Source organism: Luteimonas dalianensis, assembly GCF_049339425.1.
Classification (GTDB): Bacteria; Pseudomonadota; Gammaproteobacteria; order Xanthomonadales; family Xanthomonadaceae; genus Luteimonas; species Luteimonas dalianensis.
On sequence record NZ_JBMPPO010000005.1, the window covers coordinates 78,947 to 97,057 of the forward strand.

General features: G+C 69.4%; 14 protein-coding genes and 2 tRNA genes. All 16 read right to left on the reverse strand.

Annotated elements, in window-relative coordinates; genetic code table 11:
- Positions 1 to 10: 10 nt before the first annotated feature.
- A complete protein-coding gene (locus ACOZ90_RS08615) occupies positions 11 to 1,627 on the reverse strand; it encodes an FG-GAP repeat domain-containing protein (protein WP_422893251.1) in 1,617 nt (538 codons plus the stop codon).
- The gene (locus ACOZ90_RS08620; RefSeq protein ID WP_422893252.1) at positions 1,609 to 3,255 is read right to left on the reverse strand and encodes a hypothetical protein; all 1,647 of its coding nucleotides are present in this window, start codon (positions 3,253 to 3,255) and stop codon (positions 1,609 to 1,611) included. The genes ACOZ90_RS08615 and ACOZ90_RS08620 overlap by 19 nt, the downstream gene beginning before the upstream one ends.
- The gene (locus ACOZ90_RS08625) at positions 3,255 to 4,928 is read right to left on the reverse strand and encodes a GMC oxidoreductase (protein WP_422893253.1); all 1,674 of its coding nucleotides are present in this window, start codon (positions 4,926 to 4,928) and stop codon (positions 3,255 to 3,257) included. Before ACOZ90_RS08625 ends, ACOZ90_RS08620 begins: the two co-directional genes overlap by 1 nt.
- A gap of 82 nt (positions 4,929 to 5,010) precedes the next feature.
- A complete protein-coding gene (locus tag ACOZ90_RS08630) occupies positions 5,011 to 6,117 on the reverse strand; it encodes a glycosyltransferase family 4 protein (RefSeq protein ID WP_422893254.1) in 1,107 nt (368 codons plus the stop codon).
- Positions 6,118 to 6,373: 256 nt separating this feature from the next.
- A complete protein-coding gene (locus ACOZ90_RS08635; protein ID WP_422893255.1) occupies positions 6,374 to 7,195 on the reverse strand; it encodes an EcsC family protein in 822 nt (273 codons plus the stop codon).
- 142 nt (positions 7,196 to 7,337) lie between these two features.
- Positions 7,338 to 7,814: a copper chaperone PCu(A)C gene (locus ACOZ90_RS08640; RefSeq protein ID WP_422893256.1), complete on the reverse strand. Its 477-nt coding sequence runs from the start codon at positions 7,812 to 7,814 to the stop codon at positions 7,338 to 7,340.
- Between the two features lie 11 nt (positions 7,815 to 7,825).
- On the reverse strand, positions 7,826 to 9,901 hold the full coding sequence (locus ACOZ90_RS08645; protein WP_422893257.1) for a TonB-dependent copper receptor: 2,076 nt from the start codon (positions 9,899 to 9,901) through the stop codon (positions 7,826 to 7,828).
- 60 nt (positions 9,902 to 9,961) lie between these two features.
- Positions 9,962 to 10,357: a DUF2946 family protein gene (locus ACOZ90_RS08650; protein WP_422893258.1), complete on the reverse strand. Its 396-nt coding sequence runs from the start codon at positions 10,355 to 10,357 to the stop codon at positions 9,962 to 9,964.
- 103 nt (positions 10,358 to 10,460) lie between these two features.
- Positions 10,461 to 10,537, reverse strand: a tRNA-Arg gene (locus tag ACOZ90_RS08655).
- Positions 10,538 to 10,608: 71 nt separating this feature from the next.
- Positions 10,609 to 10,701 (reverse strand) — tRNA-Ser (locus ACOZ90_RS08660).
- Between the two features lie 79 nt (positions 10,702 to 10,780).
- Positions 10,781 to 10,984: a carbon storage regulator CsrA gene (gene csrA, locus ACOZ90_RS08665; protein WP_422893259.1), complete on the reverse strand. Its 204-nt coding sequence runs from the start codon at positions 10,982 to 10,984 to the stop codon at positions 10,781 to 10,783.
- Between the two features lie 149 nt (positions 10,985 to 11,133).
- Positions 11,134 to 13,764 carry an alanine--tRNA ligase gene (alaS, locus tag ACOZ90_RS08670; protein WP_422893260.1) on the reverse strand — a complete coding sequence of 877 codons (2,631 nt, stop codon included), beginning with the start codon at positions 13,762 to 13,764 and terminating at the stop codon, positions 11,134 to 11,136.
- 171 nt (positions 13,765 to 13,935) lie between these two features.
- On the reverse strand, positions 13,936 to 14,430 hold the full coding sequence (locus tag ACOZ90_RS08675) for a regulatory protein RecX (protein WP_422893435.1): 495 nt from the start codon (positions 14,428 to 14,430) through the stop codon (positions 13,936 to 13,938).
- Positions 14,427 to 15,464, reverse strand: coding sequence for a recombinase RecA (gene recA / locus ACOZ90_RS08680; RefSeq protein ID WP_422893261.1), 1,038 nt, complete (start codon positions 15,462 to 15,464; stop codon positions 14,427 to 14,429). Before recA ends, ACOZ90_RS08675 begins: the two co-directional genes overlap by 4 nt.
- A 188-nt stretch (positions 15,465 to 15,652) precedes the next feature.
- Positions 15,653 to 16,321 carry a transcriptional repressor LexA gene (gene lexA, locus ACOZ90_RS08685; RefSeq protein WP_422893262.1) on the reverse strand — a complete coding sequence of 223 codons (669 nt, stop codon included), beginning with the start codon at positions 16,319 to 16,321 and terminating at the stop codon, positions 15,653 to 15,655.
- Positions 16,322 to 16,421: 100 nt separating this feature from the next.
- Complete coding sequence (locus tag ACOZ90_RS08690; RefSeq protein ID WP_422893263.1) at positions 16,422 to 18,110, reverse strand: ABC1 kinase family protein; 1,689 nt, start codon at positions 18,108 to 18,110, stop codon at positions 16,422 to 16,424.
- Position 18,111 lies beyond the last annotated feature (1 nt).

The window sequence follows — 18,111 nt, forward strand, 5'->3', positions numbered from 1 at the left end:
GAAATAGCCATCAAGCACCTTCACCGGGCTGGCGCCCGTGGGACGGAACAGGTGGACGCGAGCCGTTGAGGGGCGTCAGGAGCGCCGCGGGCATCGCGGAGACGCAGTCCACCGGCGCCCGCAAGGGCCAGCCATTGCCGGGCCTCCACCCGGTCAGCATGCAGCCGTTGCGGTAGACGATGACTTCCTGGTCGCTTGCCACGTTGGGAAAACGATGAACAGGTCCCCCATTGGGAAAACGGACTTCCAGGTCGACGAGCTGATGCCCGCCCAGCCCGGTGTGCAGATGGGTCTGCGGATGCTGCTCGCCAACCAGGACCGGCATGTGCGCGACCAGCGTGCCCGTGCCCGGTCGGTACCAGCGCACGCTGGCACCGACACCATCGCTGTTGCCGCCACCGCCACGCACGCGCACCTTCATCCAGTGCCAGCCCCCGGTATCGGTGGAATTGCGCCACAGGCCGAGGTTGCTCTGGAACTGGGTCCTGACGATGTCCAGGCGACCGTCGTTGTCGAAGTCCGCGACATCCGCGCGCGGCACGCCTGTCTCCCATCCACCCGGCGTGTCCCCGGACGACGGACCGAAGCGGGTGGCCGTGGAAGCGGTGAACGTCATGTCGCCGTTGTTGCGATAGATCCGGACGGAGTCGGACACTCCTGAGACCAGGAGGTCCTGGAACCCGTCGTTGTCGAAGTCGGCGGCGATGATGTTGCCGTAGTCGCTCGCTGCAACATTGGCCAGCCCCGACCCGGCGGACACGTCGGCGAAGCCGCCCGAGCCGTTGTTCCGGTAGAGCAGGCCCCGCGTGCTGTCGCTGAACTTCGGGCCGTCGAGCAGGAACAGGTCCAGGTCACCGTCATTGTCGAAGTCGGCCAGCAGGATCTGCATGTTCCTGCCGCCCGAGAACGCAGGCACGTCGACCCACGTCAGGTTGCCGCTGTCATTACGCCAGTACCCGCCGTTGCCGGGCTGCACGATGTCCGGCCAGCCGTTGCCGGTGACGTCCCCGACCACATGGGGCGCGTTCGCGCCGGACGCTGGCCACAGCTGGGCCCCGGTTATGACATCCGTCACCAGCCGGCCTTCGTTGACGACCTCCAGGTTGCCGCCTCCGGAGAAATCCCCGAATGCGCAGTAACCGTTGCAGCCCTCTTCCTTCCTGTCGAAACGGGGCACGAAGGCCCCGGCGGTCGAACCGTTGACGTAGCGGGCACTCGTCACGAAGCCCCCTGGACGGCCCCAGAAGTCCTGCTTTCCGTCGCCATTGAAGTCCAGCCGGGTGATCCAGCCGGACAGGATCGGCTCGCCGTCGATGAAATACCTGGCGTCGCTGTTCGGCACGTACTGGAAGCTGCCGCTGCCGTCACAGCGGTTGTTCCAGAGGCGCGAAGTCGCACCCAGGTCACTATGCGACAGGATGAACGCGTCCGGGCAACCGTCGCTGTTGAAATCGACGAACACCGCGTCGAAGCGGTAGGCCGAGTCGTGCAGCGCGTCTACGCGCAAGTGGGCTTCGTTGACGAAGGTCAGCGCACTCACCGCACGGACCTCGCAGCCGGCCCCGGCTGCGGCCAGCAGCAGCGAAACAACCAGGAGATGCCGCCACCTTACTGAGCGAGCAACCATGTGAACTCCGGGTTTCGATTCTGCCAGTTGAATGCACGGGCGGTGTGCGAGACCGCCGCACAGTCGGGATTGAGGTAGCGCGCGGCCTGCTCGGCGCGGCGTTCGAGGCGTTCGCGCCACTGCGGGTCGGTGTCGAAGTAACGCGCCGCGGCGATCGCCATCAGCAGTTCGGGGTTGTGGGTGTCGGAGCCGTAGCCTTCGTTTTCCTGGATCGCGACCACCTGCTCAAGCGGGGCGATGCCCGAAGAGAAGTACCAGCCGACCACGCCACCAGCATTGCAGCTCGAACGCCACCTGCCGGCCAGATCTTCGGGCGCGAAGCCATGGCGGTCGAGATAGCGGCCGAAATCGCGCAGCATCACCGGGATGCGCTCGTCTTCGGTCACCAGCCACGCGCGCCACAGCCCGCCGACGATATTCGCGCTCATCCATGGCGAACCGCCGCGGACGTCGCTCGCCGGATCGTAGTCGCTGCCCTCGTGGGCCTGCCAGGAATGTGTCCAGGCGCCGGTGACGGGATCGCCCCCCGGCGGCGTCTGCTGGTGCGCGTACAGCCAGCCCAGCAGGTCGTCGATGTGCTGCCTCACCGCCGCCGAGCCGGTGAGTTCCCAGGCAGACACCAGGTGCTCCAGCGCGAGCCCGGTGTGGCGTTCGGTCCACGACTGGTCCGCGCCGATGTACGGCCCCAGGGGCCCTGACCAGCCTCCCTTCACCTGGTTGGCCACCATGTGCCGAACGGTGTCGGCGTCGATCCGGGTGTCGTCACCGGCCAGCGCCACCAGCAGCAGCTGCGGGGTCATGTAGGCGTACTTGGTGTCGCAGGGGTTGGCTCCGTCGAACTCCCAGCCGCCGGTGCAGTCGGGCCAGCCGCCACCACGACCCGTGGTCTTGATCTTCGAAAGATAGAAGGTCGCGGCGTTGTAGAACTCGGCGAAATGTTCGGGCCGGCCGTTGCGCACGTACTGCAGGCCCACCACCGACGCGCGGTCGAACAGGAACGCATGCTGCCCCTCGTAGGGCACGTCGCTGGCCCAGCGCCACTGGCGGTCGATGTAACGGTCATAGGGCCGCTTGCCGTCATGGACCAGCTGCGGGCCGGCAACACGGGAGTGGACCAGCCACTGCGGATCGAGCGTGGCGATCACGCGAGGCACCGGTGCATCCATCTTTCCCGGCCGCGTGCCGCGGTCGTATGGTTCTTCGGGAATGGACTTCGTGCGGTCGCTGTCGAAGCGGAATGCGTACGTCCGGCCGGGATCGGCGAAGAACTGGACCTTGACCGAGCGGATGCTGCCGTCGAGCCAGTGCCAGTAAAGGGTGGGCTTCACGAAGGCCGGGACTTCGGCTCCGTTGGCATCGACGATGCTCACCTGCGAGGCGTCGGCCAGTTCGCCGGGTGCGAAGGGGATGCCCAGGCTGACGAGTTCGCGCTCGTCCACATCGGCATTGGCCGTCAGCCGGATGGTGCGCGGCGGCAGGGGTGCGGATTGCCCGGCGGCCGTTGCCTGGCCACCCTCCCCACTGACCACGCTGCCGCAGCTGGCGATCCCCGGCAGCACGACCAGCGCGCACAGCCAGAGCAGCCGCGTGGCTGCGCTTTGCAATCGATTGCCATCTTCAATACGCATTACGAATACCCTGCCGGTTCTTGCAGGCGCTCGCGCAGGCGGTCGGCGAGCCGCAAGGCCAGCGCCACGATGGTGAAGGTGGGAAAGGCCCAGCCGCCGGTGGGGAACACAGAGCTTCCCGCCACGTGCAGGTTGTCCATGCCGTGGATCCTGCAGTCGGGATCGACCACGCCGTCCTCGGGTCGAACCGCCATGCGCGTGCTGCCGATGTGGTGGGCGGTGCCCACGAGGGGGGGCCGCAACGCCGGATCGTCCACCCAGGGCTCGGCTTCGAAGCGACCGTTGCAACAGCGGGCCGCGTCGTGGCCCAGGACGGTGGCCGCGGTCCGGTAGGAGGCGTAGTCCAAATCAGTGAAGCGCCAGTCCACCCGTGCCCTGCGCATGTTCAGCGCGTCGCGCGATTCGGCGAGGGTGATCCGGCTTTCCCGATTCGGCGCCTGTTCGAAGTAGATCATCAGCTCGGCATGCCGGTACGTGTCCACCGGCCGACGACGCAGCCGGCGTGCTATGGCGCCGGCCACGTGCCCGGCATTCCTGCCCACGCGCAGGGCCAGGCGCGCGCGCAGCGCATTGTCGCGGGGCGCATGCTGCAGCGTCACCGGCAGGCCGGCGGTGAGCGCGCGGTCCACCTCCTGCTCCACGCCTTCCCCGTCGCCGGGGGCAGCACGGCGGAAGGTCGCGCGCAGCTCGCGCAGCGCCTGCAGGCCGGCGGGAGTTGCAGGGACCGGGATCGGCCGCGCGCGCGCGTTCAGCACGCCCAGTTCGCACTGCGCGTCGTCGGCCAGCGCCAGCACGGGGTACAGCGCCTGGCCCTTCCGCGCGACCTGGCCTCGGTATGGCTGCAACAGCGCATCGAAGTCACCGTCCACGATCCGCCCCCCGACGCAGCGGGGGTGATCCATGAAGTAGCGGCCGACCTGGTCATTGTCGTTGCCCAGCCCCCCGCGCCGGACGCCATTGGAATGCAGCAGCAGGCGTGCGTTCTCGATTCCGCCGGCTGCCAGCACATAGTGGCGCGCCCGCACCGTGCCGCGGCGGCCGGCCAGGTTCCCGATCGTCGCGGCCTGCACCTGTCCAGCGTCGTCGCTGGCCGCCAGGTCCATGAGGTTGGCATGCAGGACCAGCGTGATGTTGGGGGCGTCCTCCAACAGCGTCCTGTACCGGCACTGGAACAGCACCGGGCTGATGAAGCAAATGCGCTGGACCGCCTGCCTGGTACACAGGGGCAGCGCAGGCCCTGGGCCGGTGCCGTCAAAGCCGCCGTCGCCGATACCGTAGCCATTGTCGAGGTCGAACAGCGGCCTGGCGCGCTCGCTCCAGGTCACGAGCTCTTCGAACCCGATCGGCCAGCCACTCGACGGCACCCAGTCGCGCGGGGCCATGTCCAGGCGCGTGAGCGGCACGCAGCCCCCGCCCCAGAGCCTCGAGCTTCCACCCAGGGCGCGCAAGCGGCACATCGCGGGGTCCAGCTCGACCGGGCCGACCGACTCGCCCTCGTTGAGCGCCTGGGTCCTGCGCTCGCTTTCCAGCCCCCCGCTTTCGAGCACGCAGACGCTGAAAGGGCTGTGCGCAAATGCGCTGGCGATCGCGATACCTGCAGGCCCGGCGCCGATGACGCATACGTCGCACTGGTAGACGTCGGGCGCTGATGGGTCGAAATAGTCGAGGATCAAGGGTATTCCTTCCCGAAGTGGCGGCAGGCTGCATGCGACTCCCTGGAACAACGGCAGACCGCGCGCGTATCGGACATCCCCCCTACAGCCGCTGGTAGGCCTGCAGGTAGTCCTCTGCATAGCGTCGCCGGCTGAACTGCCGGCGCGCGTGTTCGATCGCCCGTTCCGCGCACGCCAGGCGCATGGTTTCATCGGCCACAAGTCCGTCGAGCGCCTCGGCCAGAGCATCGATCGTTGGCACGGGCGCGAGGCATCCGGTGAGACCGTCGATGACGACTTCGGGGATGCCGCCGACCCTGGCAGCCACCACCGGCACACCGCACGCCTGCGCCTCGGCCAGCACCAGCCCGAAGGCCTCGCGCCGGGCGCCGTGCAGGACCACGTCGAAGCCGGGGAACCATGTTTCCGGACGGGCCTGGAAGCCGGCGAACACGATCCGGTCGACGAGATCCGGCGCGATCAGCGCGCGCAGGGCCTCCGTATCCGCAGGGGTTCCGCGCCCAAGCACGACCATGCGCGCGTCGCGTCCCGGCGTGCGGCGCATGAAATCCTGGAAGGCGCCGATCGCAAGGTCCACGCCCTTGTCGGCGCCGAAGTGACCGACGGTACCGACCAGCAGCGTGCCCTCCCCGGCTCCCACAAGGCTGCGCGTGCGCGCGCGCAGCGCCGGGTCCGGCGCGAACCTGGCCAGGTCGATGCCCAGCGGGATGCACGACACCTTGCCCGACGCGCAGTAGTTGCGCTCGATGTAGTGCCGGCGGCGCTCCTCGGACGCCGTGACCACCGCGCCCACGCGCAGGCCCACCACTGCATTGCGCAGGCGGTCGCGAAAACGCGCGGTCTCGAAGCTGCGACTGCGGTGGAACGTCATCAGCAGCGACGGCCCGCGCCACGGCATCGCCAACGCCGCCGTCGCCTCGCTGGCGGCGTCGTGCGCGTGCACAACGTCGATCGCATGTTCGCGGCAGTACGCGCCCAGCCTTCGCAATGCGCCCAGGTCAAACAGCCCCTTGCGGCCAAGGGTGAAGCTGCCCGCGAACATGGCGCGCTGGTCCGGGCTGCAGCCGAACTCCTCCAGGCACCCGAGGTGGTTGCCAACGCCCAGCCCGCTCAGGCCTTCAGCAAGCGTGGCGATCGCCTCGCGCCGTCCGCCATTGCTGTAGGACAGGGTCAGGTGGAGGACGTTCATCAACTCGCAGGCAAAAACCGGTCATCCGTCGGGTACGACAGAGTCCTGAGCGTGGCCGGGGGAGTGGGTGCTGGATGCAAGGAGTGCCCGCGGTGGAGGAGTGCCGGGGTAGCCGGCCCTTCCCTCCCAGAACGCAGGACGGCGCCCTGACCGGACTGTCGATGCGCATGACGCCTGAACACAGGTGCGCCGCTTCGCCAACGCCATCGTTTCCGGATCCCGGGCCGCCGCGAGGACTGACGGCCGCGCCTTGCGGCTACGCCGCCAGCGCGTCGTACGCCTGGCGCACCGCGACCGCGCCGTGGCTGCGCTCCAGCGCGCGCACGGTGAAGTGGCCTTCGGCCATCCGCTGGAAGTGGCGCATGAACAGCGTATTGAGCGTCGCCCCGCTGACCGCGCCCACCACCGGCACCGCCTGCGCCGCCGCCTTCTGGCCCAGCTTCACCGAGAAGCGCGAAGCAACCGATGCCAGCAGCTGCACGATGGCCGGCCCGCCGTTGGCCGCCAGCCCGTGCACCGCGATGTACTCGGCCGCCGCCGCCACCTGGTGCGCCAGCACCGCGCGGGCGGCGAAATATCCCGACTCCGCGCCGTCGTCGGACGTGCTGCGCCCGCCCATCGTCAGCACCTCGAAGCACGCCAGCGTCACCGCCGGATCCTGCAGGTCCTCGCCGTGGCTGCGGGCGATGTCGGCGATCGAACGCAGGATCATGGTGGTGGTGATCGGCAGCTCCACCGCCAGCCCGGTGAAGCCGAACGCGCCGCCCGCGGCGCCGGCCGCCGCCGCGGCGAAGGTATGCGTGCGCCTGCGCGCGGCCGGGCGGCCGTTGCCCTTGCGCAGGGTCGCCGTGGCCACCCGCAGCGACTGCTCCAGCGCCTTGCGGGTGGTGCTGTCGATCAGCTTCGTCACCGACGCCGGCAGGCGCCGGGCCATCACGTATTCCATCGGCGCGCCCACCGCGTTGGCCAGCTGCGCGGCCAGGCCGGGGTTCTCCAGCAGTTCGCGCGCGTGGCGCAGCCGGTCGAGCTCGGGCTCGCCCAGCTGCGGCACCAGTTCGGTCACGGTGACGGCGTTCATGCGTGCAGTATCGCTGGATCCACCCGCGCATCAAACGCCGCGTACCCGACCCTGTTCAGCAACCTGTCCCGCCACGCGCCATCGCCCGGCCGTACCCGAGCCGCTGGATACTTCGGGATCGCCGGACATGGGCGGCCGCTCATCAATGGTGGCCGGAATCCCGGGTGGTCCCAACGGGCCTCACCTCCATGTCCACCTCCATCGGCGGCGCCCGCTCGAACACCAGCGTGACCCGCACCTGACGTCCCTCAACGAAGTCATCCCCGGGATCGATGAACATCAGGTGGTAGCCACCCGGCGCCAGGGCCACGGGCTTGCCCCGCGGCAGCGGCAGGCCGTTTTCCATCAGGCGCATGCGCATGACGCCCTGTTCGTGCCGCATCTCGTGGATCTCCACCCGCTGCGCCGCCGCGCTGCGGGCCTCCACGAGCCTGTCGTCGATGCCGCTGCGGTTGCGGATGACCAGGTAGCCGGCGGCCACGGGCGCAGCGGCGGGAACCGCGCGCGCCCATGGCTCCGATACCTGCATGGCCAGTTCCGGCGCTCCTGCCTCCGGCGTGCAGGCCGCGGCGGCAAACACCGCCGCTGCAAGCACCGCGATTGCAAACCTGCGGTTCATGGCCTTCCTCCTCAATACGCCAGGCTCAGCCTGACCCACAGCGTGCGCCCCGGCTCGTTGATGCGCACCGGATCGGCGGGGAAGCCGAAGTCGGCGCTCCCGGACAGGTTGAGGTGCTCGCTGTAGGTGCGATCGAACACGTTGTCGATCCCCGCGGTGAGCTGCGCCTGCGCATTGAACCGGTAGCCGCCGTTGAGCGCCAGCGTGGCAAAGCCGCCGCTGGCCCCCAGGTCGCGCCCGACCACGTTGCCCTGCCCTTCGGCCACGCGATCCTGCGACGCCACCGCCCGCACCAGCACGCCCATGCTCCAGCGCCGGTCGTCGTAGTTCAGGGTGAACTTCGCATCCAGCGGCGGCATCTGCGGCAGCGCGGCGCCGGTCTCCCGGTTCTCGCCGCGGGCGTAGGCCACGTTGGCGCCAACCGTCCAGTATTCGGCCGGGCGGAACTCGACCCCCGCCTCCGCGCCGCCGATGCGCGCATCCACGTTCGCCACCGACGACATCTGTCCCATCATCCCGCCCTCGGAATAGGTGAACAGGATGTAGTCGTCGATGCGCCCCGCATAGGCCGACACCCAGGCATCGAACCGCTCACCGCGCCACTGCCCGCCCACGTCCAGCTGGGTGGTGCGCTCCGGCTCCACCCCGGCAAACGCGTTGGCCGCGCCCATCGGCCCCATGTTCGGGGAAAACAGCTCCCAGTAGTCCGGCATGCGCTGCACGTGGCCGATGCCGGCATACCAGCCCAGCGGCACCTGATCCGCCACGCCCTCGAAGCGCACGAAGCCCGACGGCAGCGTCTCCTCGCGGGTCATGCCGACGGTGGGGTTGGGCATGCCCATCATCCCGGCCGTCGCCCGCTCATCGGTCGCCTCGGCCCGATCCACGCGCGCGCCGGCCACCCACTTGCCGCCATCGCCGAGCGAACGGGTCAGCTCACCGAACACACCCAGGTTGTCGAACGTCGCATCCGTGACCCGCGGCTGGCTGCGATGGTTGTCGCGGCCCATCGCGCTGCGATTGCGGTGGCGGCTGTCCTGCACGTCCATGCCCGCCGCCAGTTCCCACTGCGACCAGGCCCAGCCAAGGGCCATGCGCCCGCCCCGGGTACGGCGGTCGACGTTGGAGCCCATCGCCATCGGCATGGATCCCTCCGGATTGGGATCACGCAGGCTGTAGTTGTCCATCAGGTGGTCGGCGTAGTTGTGGTACGCGCTTGCCTCCACCGACTCCAGCGGCCCGTCGAAACCGGACTTGCGGAACCGCAGCGTGTAGCTCTCGCGCTTGAACATCGAGCCGTCCATCCCGCGTCCCGCGTAGCGGGCCTCGGCATTGCCGGTACCGATGGACAGCTCCAGCAGGGTGTCCTCGTCCGGCGTCCAGCCCAGCGAAGTGTCCACGTTCCACTTCTCCCACGACGAATGCACCGCGTTGCCATCGCCATCCTCATAGTCATCGGACTCCGAGCGGTTGGCGTTGACCCGCACATAGCCCGACGGCACGCCCGCCTCCAGGTCGGCCACCTGGTCGTTGCGGCCGAACGAGCCGCCCAGCAGTGCGCCCCGGGCGCGCACGCCCGGCGCGTCGAAGCGGTCGACATCGCGCTCGAAGCGCACCGTGCCCGCCGACGCGCCCGGCCCCCACAGCACCGTCTGCGGCCCCTTGATCACGACCAGCCGGTCGTAGGTGTCGGGCGAAACGTAGGAGAGCGGATTGTCCATCCGCGACGGGCACGCGCCGGCCATCGCGCCATCGTTGGCCATCAGGTTCAGGCGCGAGCCGAACATGCCGCGCAGCACCGGATCGCCGTTGGTGCCGCCACCGCGCAGCGCGGTGAACCCGGGGATGGTCTTCAGATAGTCCGCGCCGTCGCTGGCGGGCACCGGCTGGCGCGGAAGGCGCGGATCGGTTTCCCACACCAGGTGCGAGGACGGGGCCTCGCCGGTAACCACCACCGCAGGCAAATGCCGGTGGTGCGGCTCATCATCGGCCGGCTCGGCCAGGGCAGGAAGGGGAAGCATCAGCGCGGCGCACACGGCCACGCACAGGCACGACGAACGCATCGTCGCGCGGTCACGGATCGACATGTCGGCTCCAAAGCACAAGGGCGCAGCCGGGCGGCCGCGCGGGAAAGAAGGGCTTGTGGTCTAGAGCGGAAGCGGAGGCGCCTGCGAGCCGAGCCCGCGCAGGTTGCGCACGGGTCGCAGCACGACCTGGTAGTGGCGGGGCCCCTGCCGCAGCGACGGCCGCAGCAACAGCACGAGCAGGGCGAGCAGGAGCAGCTGCAGCGGCGGCAGCAGCGCGCAGTAGTCGCAGGCGTGGCCCATGTCGGCCATCGCATGCGCCTGCTTCTGTTCGCCAATGAACGGCGACACGTCCACCATCACCCGCCCGGCCGTGGTGCACAGCTCCATCAGCACCGGGCCGGCGTGGGACGCGAGGGATGCAGTGATCCGGCTCACCGTGGGCACGACGGCCATCAGCATCACGGCCACGAGGGCCAGCCATGCCATGCGCCGGGTGGTCGCGGGGGAGCGGATCATGGGGGCATTCTAGCCTCCACGCGGAGGCGGCTGCCGGACTTCACTTCGGCCAGCCGCCGGATACGAAAAAAGCCAGCCCGAAGGCTGGCTTTTTTCTGGTAGATGGCGCGCCCGGAAGGATTCGAACCTCCGACCCCCAAGTTCGTAGCCTGGTGCTCTATCCAGCTGAGCTACGGGCGCGCAGAAGCGGAATTATGAAACGTTTGCCACCATCCGTCAACGCTGTTGGCGCGCTTGCGCCTGCTTGAGGATGGCGGAGAGTGAGGGATTCGAACCCTCGATAGAGCTATAAACCCTATACTCCCTTAGCAGGGGAGCCCCTTCAGCCACTCGGGCAACTCTCCGTATCGGCCTGCCCCGGCACCACTTGTTTCCGGGGGCAGGCGCGAAAGGATACCGGCTCGCTTGGACTGCCGCAAACCCTCAGTCGTCAGACGGCTCTTCCGCCGTGGCCGCGGGGGCCTCGTCACGCTGGATCCGCTGGTAGATCTCCTCGCGGTGGACGGCAACGTCCTTGGGCGCGGTGATCCCGATGCGGACCTGGTTACCCTTGACGCCCAGGACCGTGACCGTGACCGTGTCTCCGATCATCAGGGTCTCACCCACGCGTCGCGTCAAAATCAACATAAAACTCTCCATGGACTGGCGGCAAAGCCCACCAGCGGCGAAGCCCGGGACAGTCCAGCCCGCGGCGCCGCCTTTTTTCTCAAGAACGTCAAACGGCGATGATACCGGTCACAGGACGCTTGGTGAGTAGGTAAGAAGTCACACAGCCGTCATTGGAGGCGTTCCGCTATCCATTCGTTCACTTCCGTGAGGGCGGCGGCAAGCTCAGGGCCGTCCGGCCCTCCCCCCTGGGCCAGATCCGGGCGCCCGCCGCCCTTGCCGCCGATCCGTTCGGCGACGTGGCGCAGCAGGTCCCCGGCCTTGACCCTGCCGGCCGCGGCCCCGCCCACGCCAGCCACCAGCGAGGCCTTGCCGTCGCTGGCCCCGGCCAGGATCACCACGGTGTCCTTGAGCCTGTCCTTGAGCTGATCCACGGCCTCGCGCAGCGCCTTGGCGTCGAAGCCCTCCAGCCGCGCGGCCAGCACCTTGATGCCGCCCACGTCCTGGGCGCGATCCGCCAGGTCCGCGGTGGCGCCGCTGGCGGCTCTGGCCTTGAGGCTTTCCAGCTCGCGCTCGAGCTTCTTCTGGCGCTCCAGCAGGACGCGCAGCTTGCCGGAAACCTCGCCGGAGGTGCCGCCCAGCAGGCCGGCCGCCTGGTGCAGCTCGCCCTCGCCGGTGGCCACGTAGTCCAGCGCGGCCTCACCGGTCAGGGCCTCCACCCGGCGCACGCCGGCGGACACGCCGCCCTCGGAGACCAGCTTGAAGAGCCCGATCTCACCGGTGCGACCCACGTGGGTGCCGCCACACAGCTCCACCGATTCGCCCATCTTCACCACCCGCACCCGCTCGCCGTACTTCTCTCCGAACAGGGCCAGCGCGCCGGCGTCCAGCGCCTCCTGCATGCCCATCTCGCGGATCAGCACCGGGTGGTTGGCGCGGACTTCGCGGTTCACCCGGCGTTCGACTTCCGCCAGCTCCTCGCGGGTCACCGGCTCGAAATGCGAGAAGTCGAAGCGCAGGCGGTCGGGCGCCACCAGCGAGCCCTTCTGCTGCACGTGGGTGCCCAGCAGGCCGCGCAGGGCGCCGTGCAGCAGGTGGGTGGCGCTGTGGTTGAGCACGATGTTGCCGCGGCGCAGGTCGCCCACCGCGCCCAGCACGTGGTCGCCCACGCGCAGGCTGCCCGCGGCCAGGCGGCCCAGCTGGCCGTGGAACTGGCCGGCCAGCTTGCGGGTGTCGTCGACTTCGAAGCGGGACTCGGCGCCAACCAGGGTGCCGGCATCGCCGACCTGGCCGCCGGACTCGGCGTAGAACGGGGTGCGGTCGAGCAGCACCACCGCCTCGTCGCCGGCCTCGATGGCCTCCACGGGGCGGCCGTCGCGCAGCAGGGCCACGACCTCCAGCCCGTCGGCGCGGATCTCCTCATAGCCCAGGAACCGGGTCGGCTGCAGCTGCGCCACCAGCTCGGCCGGCAGGGTCAGGCCTCCGCTGAACTTGCCGGCGGCGCGCGCGGTCTCGCGCTGGCGCTCCATGGCCTGCTCGAAGCCGACCTGATCCACGTCCAGGTTGCGCTCGCGGGCGATGTCCTGGGTAAGGTCGAAGGGGAAACCGTAGGTGTCGTAGAGGCGGAAGGCATCGGCGCCGGGGATCTGGCCGCCGCTGCGGGCGGCGATCTCGTCGAAGATCTTCATGCCGGCGTCCAGGGTCTCGGCGAAGCGCTCCTCCTCGGCCTTGAGCGCACGCTCGACCGTCCCGCGCTGGGCGCGCAGCTCCGGATAGGCTTCGCCCATCAGCTCGTCCAGGGTTTCCACCAGGCGGTGGAAGAACGCCTCGCGCACGCCGAGCATCCAGCCGTGGCGGAGCGCCCGGCGGATGATCCGGCGCAGGACGTAGCCGCGCCCCTCGTTGGAGGGCAGCACGCCGTCCACCACCAGGAAGGCGCTGGCGCGGATGTGGTCGGCGATCACCCGTAGCGACTTGTTGGCCAGGTCCTCGGTGCCGGTGAGTTCGGCAGTGCGGGCGATGAGCTTCTGGAACAGGTCGATCTCGTAGTTGCTGTGCGCGCCCTGCAGGATCGCGGCCAGGCGCTCCAGGCCCATGCCGGTATCCACGCACGGCGCCGGCAGCGGCTGCAGGCTGCCGTCGGACTGGCGGTCGAACTGCATGAACACCAGGTTCCAGATCTCGATGAAGCGGTCGCCGTCCTCGTCGGCCGAGCCGGGCGGGCCGCCGTGGATGTGGGCGCCGTGGTCGTAGAAGATCTCGCTGCAGGGGCCGCAGGGGCCGGTGTCGGCCATCTGCCAGAAGTTGTCCGAGGCGAACGGCGCGCCGTGGTTGTCGCCGATGCGGATGATGCGCTCGGGCGGCAGGCCGATGTCGTCGCGCCAGATGGCGTAGGCCTCGTCATCGGTGTGGTAGACGGTGGCCAGCAGGCGATCGGCCGGCAGCTTCCACACTTGGGTCAGCAGCTCCCACGACCAGGCGATCGCCTCCTTCTTGAAGTAGTCGCCGAACGACCAGTTGCCCAGCATCTCGAAGAAGGTGTGGTGGCGCGCGGTGTAGCCCACCGAGTCCAGGTCGTTGTGCTTGCCGCCGGCGCGCAGGCAGCGCTGCACGTCTGCCGCGCGCACGTAGCCGGGCTTCTCCGCGCCCAGGAACACGTCCTTGAACTGGACCATGCCCGAGTTGGTGAACAGCAGGGTGGGATCGTTGGCGGGCACCAGCGAGGCGGACGGCACGACGGTGTGGCCGCGTTCGCGGAAGAAATCGAGGAATTCCCGGCGGATGTCGGAAGTGGTCTTCATCTTGGAATCGGCAGGCGTGGAGGGCGCCAATCCGGCGCCGGGCCCATCCAAGATGCGGCCATGGCGTGGAGCTGACAACCCGGTTGCGGGGTATGAACCGGTTAGGTTAACAGGAGCACGCCGCGGGTGGCCGGCCCGCAGGGATCCGCCGGGGCCGCGCCGGGCCGGATTTCAGTCGTCGGCCATGAAGCCGGTGGCCCGGCGTGCGGTTTCCACGTCGAAACCGCGCCGGAGCAGGTGCTCGGCCGCCTTGTGGCGGCGGGCGCGGTCGGCGTCTTCAAGCGGGCCGTAGCGGCGCTGCACAAGCGCCCTCGCCCGCCCGGCCCAGTCATCCTCGCCATCCTCGGCCAAGGCCTCGAACGCGGCGTCCACGGCGCCGGCGTCGAGCTGGTGCATTTCCAGCTCCTGGCGGATCCGCAGCGGGCCGTAGCCGCTGCCGGCGCGGCTGCGGGCCAGGCTGACGGCAAACCGCGTGTCGTCCTGCCAGCCCTGCTCGCACATCAGGTCGATGGCCCTGGCGGCCTCATTCCGCTCCACGCCGCGCGCCGCGAGCTTGCGTTCAAGCTCGCGGCGCGAATGTTCCCGCCGCACCAGCAGGCCCAGCGCCCGCTGGGCGGGGCTGGGCTCGGGTCGCTTGCGGCGCGGCTGGCCGGTCAACGCGCTCAGGCCTCCGCGTCTTCCGCCTCTTCATCGGCGGCAGCCACCGGCTCGGGCATCAGCTGCTCGCGGATCTGGGCTTCCAGGCGCGCGGCCACCTCGGGATTGTCCTTCAGGTACTGGCGGGCGTTCTCCTTGCCCTGGCCGATGCGCTCATCGCCCATGCTGTACCAGGCACCCGCCTTCTGCACCAGCTTGGCGTCCACGCCCATGTCGATCAATTCGCCCTCGCGGCTGATGCCCTGCCCGTAGAGGATCTCGGTGATGATCTGCTTGAACGGCGGCGCCATCTTGTTCTTGACCACCTTGATCTTGGTCTGGTTGCCGATGATCTCGTCGCCCTTCTTGATCGAACCGATGCGGCGGATGTCCAGGCGCACCGAGGAGTAGAACTTCAGCGCGTTGCCGCCGGTGGTGGTCTCCGGGCTCTGGCCCGGCATCATGATGCCGATCTTGTGGCGCAGCTGGTTGATGAAAAACACCATGCAGTTGCTGCGCTTGATGTTGCCGGTGAGCTTGCGCAGGGCCTGGCTCATCAGGCGCGCCTGCAGGCCGGGGAGCTGGTCGCCCATCTCGCCCTCGATCTCGGCCTTGGGGGTGAGGGCTGCGACCGAGTCGATCACCACCATGTCCACCGCGTTTGAGCGCACCAGCATGTCGGCGATCTCCAGCGCCTGCTCGCCGGTATCCGGCTGGGACAGCAGCAGGTCGTCGACGTTGACGCCCAGCCTGGCCGCGTAGGTGGGGTCAAGCGCGTGCTCGGCGTCGATGAAGGCGGCGGTGCCGCCCTGCTTCTGGCACTCGGCGATGGTCTGCAGGGTCAGGGTGGTCTTGCCGGAGGACTCCGGCCCGTAGATCTCCACCACCCGGCCCTTGGGCAGGCCACCGATGCCCAGCGCCAGGTCGAGCTGCAGGGAGCCGGTGGGGATGGCCTCGACCACCTGGGCGGTGCCGTCGCCCATCCGCATCACCGAGCCCTTGCCGAACTGCTTCTCGATCTGGCTCAGGGCGGCGGACAGCGCGCGCTTCTTGTTCTCGTCCATCTTGGCTTTCCTCTGCAATGGTTGATCCGGGTTGGGAGTGATTCTGGCGGGTGTGGATCGCAAAGGCTGCGACCACGCCCCAAGGGTGTGTCAGCGCGGCGCCGGGAACGAGCCGGGAACCCCGGCAGGAGGGGTAGGAAAATGCCGCGCGCGGGAGCGGGAATGTATGCCGGTGGCAGCCGCCACACTCACCGGTTCGGCCTCACCAGCCCGCAGTACAGCCCCTCGATGGCGAAGTCCTGCCCCGGCAGCACCTCGATCGGCGCATGGTCGGGGTTGCGCGGCAGCAGGCGGATGCGGTCGCTGCCGAGCTTGAGCAGCTTCACGGTGACCTCCTCGTCCACCCGTGCCACCACGATCTGGCCGGAGCGGGCGTCGCCGGTGCGGTGCACGCCGATCAGGTCGCCGTCGAAGATGCCCTCGTCGCGCATCGAGTCGCCCTTGACCTTGAGCAGGTAGTCGGGCGCGGGCGAGAACAGCACCCGATCCAGCAGCAGGTAGTCGTCCGCCTCCAGCGACTGCGGAGCGTCGGCGCCGATGGGGGTGCCGGCGGCCACCTGGCCGAGCACCGGCAGGTGCAGGGCGTTGTCGGGCAGCGCGTGGCTGCCCGCTTCCGCCAGATCCAGGCTGCCCTGGGGCTGCTCCGGAGAAACCAGCAGACGGATGCCGCGCGCCCTGCCCGGCACCCGCTCGATCGCCCCGGCGGCCTCCAGCGCCTCCAGGTGGTACTGGGCGGCACGCACGCTGCTGAAGCCGAAGGCGCGGGCGATCTCGGTCTGCGACGGGGGGACGCCCTCGGACTCGATGCGCTCGGCGATGAGGGTGAGGATGTCGCGCTGGGTGTCGGTGAGATCCATGGTTAGTAGTAATACTACTAACGGGGGTTTCGGTCAATGGGCGGCTGTTCGTCCGGTGCCGGGAGTCACGCGGCTTCGCGCGCATGGCGCGTGAAACCGGTTACTTGCGGCGGCCGCTGCGCCAGATGGAAAACACGATCCAGACCCCGCTCAGGGTGGCGCCGATGAAGCCCATCACCCCCAGCGCCATCAGCCCGCGGCTGGAGATCCCGCCGCCGACGGCGTTGGTCACGATCGACGAACCGATGATCAGGGCCGCGGTGATCACCCCCACCGTCAGGCGGTTGGCGGCGCTGTTGATCTGGTCACCGAAGGCCTTGAGCGAGGTGATTTCCACCTGGGTGCGCAGGCGTCCGCGCCGGGCCGCCTGCATCAGCCGGCGCAGGTCGCGCGGCAGGCTGCCGACCAGATCCAGCATCCCGGACACCGTGCGCCGCCCGCGCCGCGCCACCGCCGCCGGCGAATAGCGCTGCATCAGCGCGCGCTCCAGGTATGGCTGCGCCTCGCTGGCCATGTCGAAGTCCGGATCCAGCTGCCGGCCCAGGCCTTCCAGGGTCAGGAAGGCCTTGATCATCAGCGCCAGGTCGGGCGGCAGGGTCAGCCGGTTCCTGCGCAGCATCGCGGACACGTCGAGCAGCATCTGCCCCATCCGCAGTTCCTTCAGCGGCACGCCGCGGTACTGATCCACCAGCGCGTCGACGTCGGTCTGCAGTCGCCCCTCCTCCACGTCGGCGTCGCCATCCGTCCAGTCCAGCAGGATGTCGGCCACCGCCTCGGCGTCCTGGGACACCATGCCGTGCAGCAGCTGCGCCACCTGCTGGCGCCGCCGCTCGCCCACCCGGCCGACCATGCCGAAGTCGATCAGCCCGATGCGGCCGTCGTAGAGGTAGAAGATGTTGCCCGGGTGCGGGTCGGCATGGAACAGGCCGTCCTCGAGCACCATCTTGAGCACGAGGTCGGCGCCGGTGCGCGCCAGCTCGTGGCGATCCAGGCCGGCGGCGTCCACGATCGCCAGCTCGTTTCCGGCAATGCCGTCCATGAAGTCCTGCACGTTGAGCCGCTCGCAGGTCCAGTGCCAGTGGATGCCGGGGATGGCAAGACGCGCGTCACCGGCGAAGTTCTCCGCGATGCGCTCGGCGTTGCGGCACTCGCCGGCGAAATCCAGCTCGGCCCGCAGCGAACTGGCGAACTGCTGCACGACTCCGGTCGGGCGATAGCGGCGCAGGTCGGGCACCTGCGACTGGATGATCTCCGCCGCCCGCATCATCAGCCGCAGGTCGGCTTCCACCACCTCGCGGATGCCGGGCCGGCGCACCTTGAGCACCACCGGGCTGCCGTCCTCGAGCCATGCGCGGTGGGTCTGCGCCAGCGAGGCCGCCGCCAGCGGCTCCTTCTCGACCCGCGCGAACACCTCCTCCGGCTCCGCTCCCAGATCCTCGACCAGCTGCGGACGGATCTCTTCCCAGCCCAGGGCGGGCACGGCGTTCTGCAGCTTGCCCAGTTCGGCCACCCACTCCGGCGGCAGCAGGTCGATGCGGGTGGCCAGCACCTGGCCGAACTTGACGAAGGTGGGGCCCAGCTCCTGCAGCGCCTGCCTGAAGCGCACCGCCGGCTCCGGGCGCTCGCGCTCCTCGTGGTGCTGCCCGATATGCAGCAGCCGCCCTGCCCGCTCCAGCGCGCCGACCAGACCGATCCTCTGCACGAACTCGCCGAAGCCGAAGCGGATCAGGATCGAGGCGATTTCCTGCAGCCGGCCCAGGTCGCGGACGGTACCGATGGTCTCCCACATC

What these genes read in the sequence shown, in the direction of transcription:
- ACOZ90_RS08645 (WP_422893257.1), bottom strand. Translation starts at nt 9,901, where the DNA reads ATGTCGATCCGTGACCGCGCGACGATGCGTTCGTCGTGCCTGTGCGTG.
- csrA (WP_422893259.1), bottom strand. Translation starts at nt 10,984, where the DNA reads ATGTTGATTTTGACGCGACGCGTGGGTGAGACCCTGATGATCGGAGAC.
- ACOZ90_RS08640 (WP_422893256.1), bottom strand. Translation starts at nt 7,814, where the DNA reads ATGAACCGCAGGTTTGCAATCGCGGTGCTTGCAGCGGCGGTGTTTGCC.
- recA (WP_422893261.1), bottom strand. Translation starts at nt 15,464, where the DNA reads ATGGACGAGAACAAGAAGCGCGCGCTGTCCGCCGCCCTGAGCCAGATC.
- lexA (WP_422893262.1), bottom strand. Translation starts at nt 16,321, where the DNA reads ATGGATCTCACCGACACCCAGCGCGACATCCTCACCCTCATCGCCGAG.
- ACOZ90_RS08630 (WP_422893254.1), bottom strand. Translation starts at nt 6,117, where the DNA reads ATGAACGTCCTCCACCTGACCCTGTCCTACAGCAATGGCGGACGGCGC.
- ACOZ90_RS08620 (WP_422893252.1), bottom strand. Translation starts at nt 3,255, where the DNA reads ATGCGTATTGAAGATGGCAATCGATTGCAAAGCGCAGCCACGCGGCTG.
- ACOZ90_RS08690 (WP_422893263.1), bottom strand. Translation starts at nt 18,110, where the DNA reads ATGTGGGAGACCATCGGTACCGTCCGCGACCTGGGCCGGCTGCAGGAA.
- ACOZ90_RS08635 (WP_422893255.1), bottom strand. Translation starts at nt 7,195, where the DNA reads ATGAACGCCGTCACCGTGACCGAACTGGTGCCGCAGCTGGGCGAGCCC.
- ACOZ90_RS08615 (WP_422893251.1), bottom strand. Translation starts at nt 1,627, where the DNA reads ATGGTTGCTCGCTCAGTAAGGTGGCGGCATCTCCTGGTTGTTTCGCTG.
- ACOZ90_RS08650 (WP_422893258.1), bottom strand. Translation starts at nt 10,357, where the DNA reads ATGATCCGCTCCCCCGCGACCACCCGGCGCATGGCATGGCTGGCCCTC.
- alaS (WP_422893260.1), bottom strand. Translation starts at nt 13,764, where the DNA reads ATGAAGACCACTTCCGACATCCGCCGGGAATTCCTCGATTTCTTCCGC.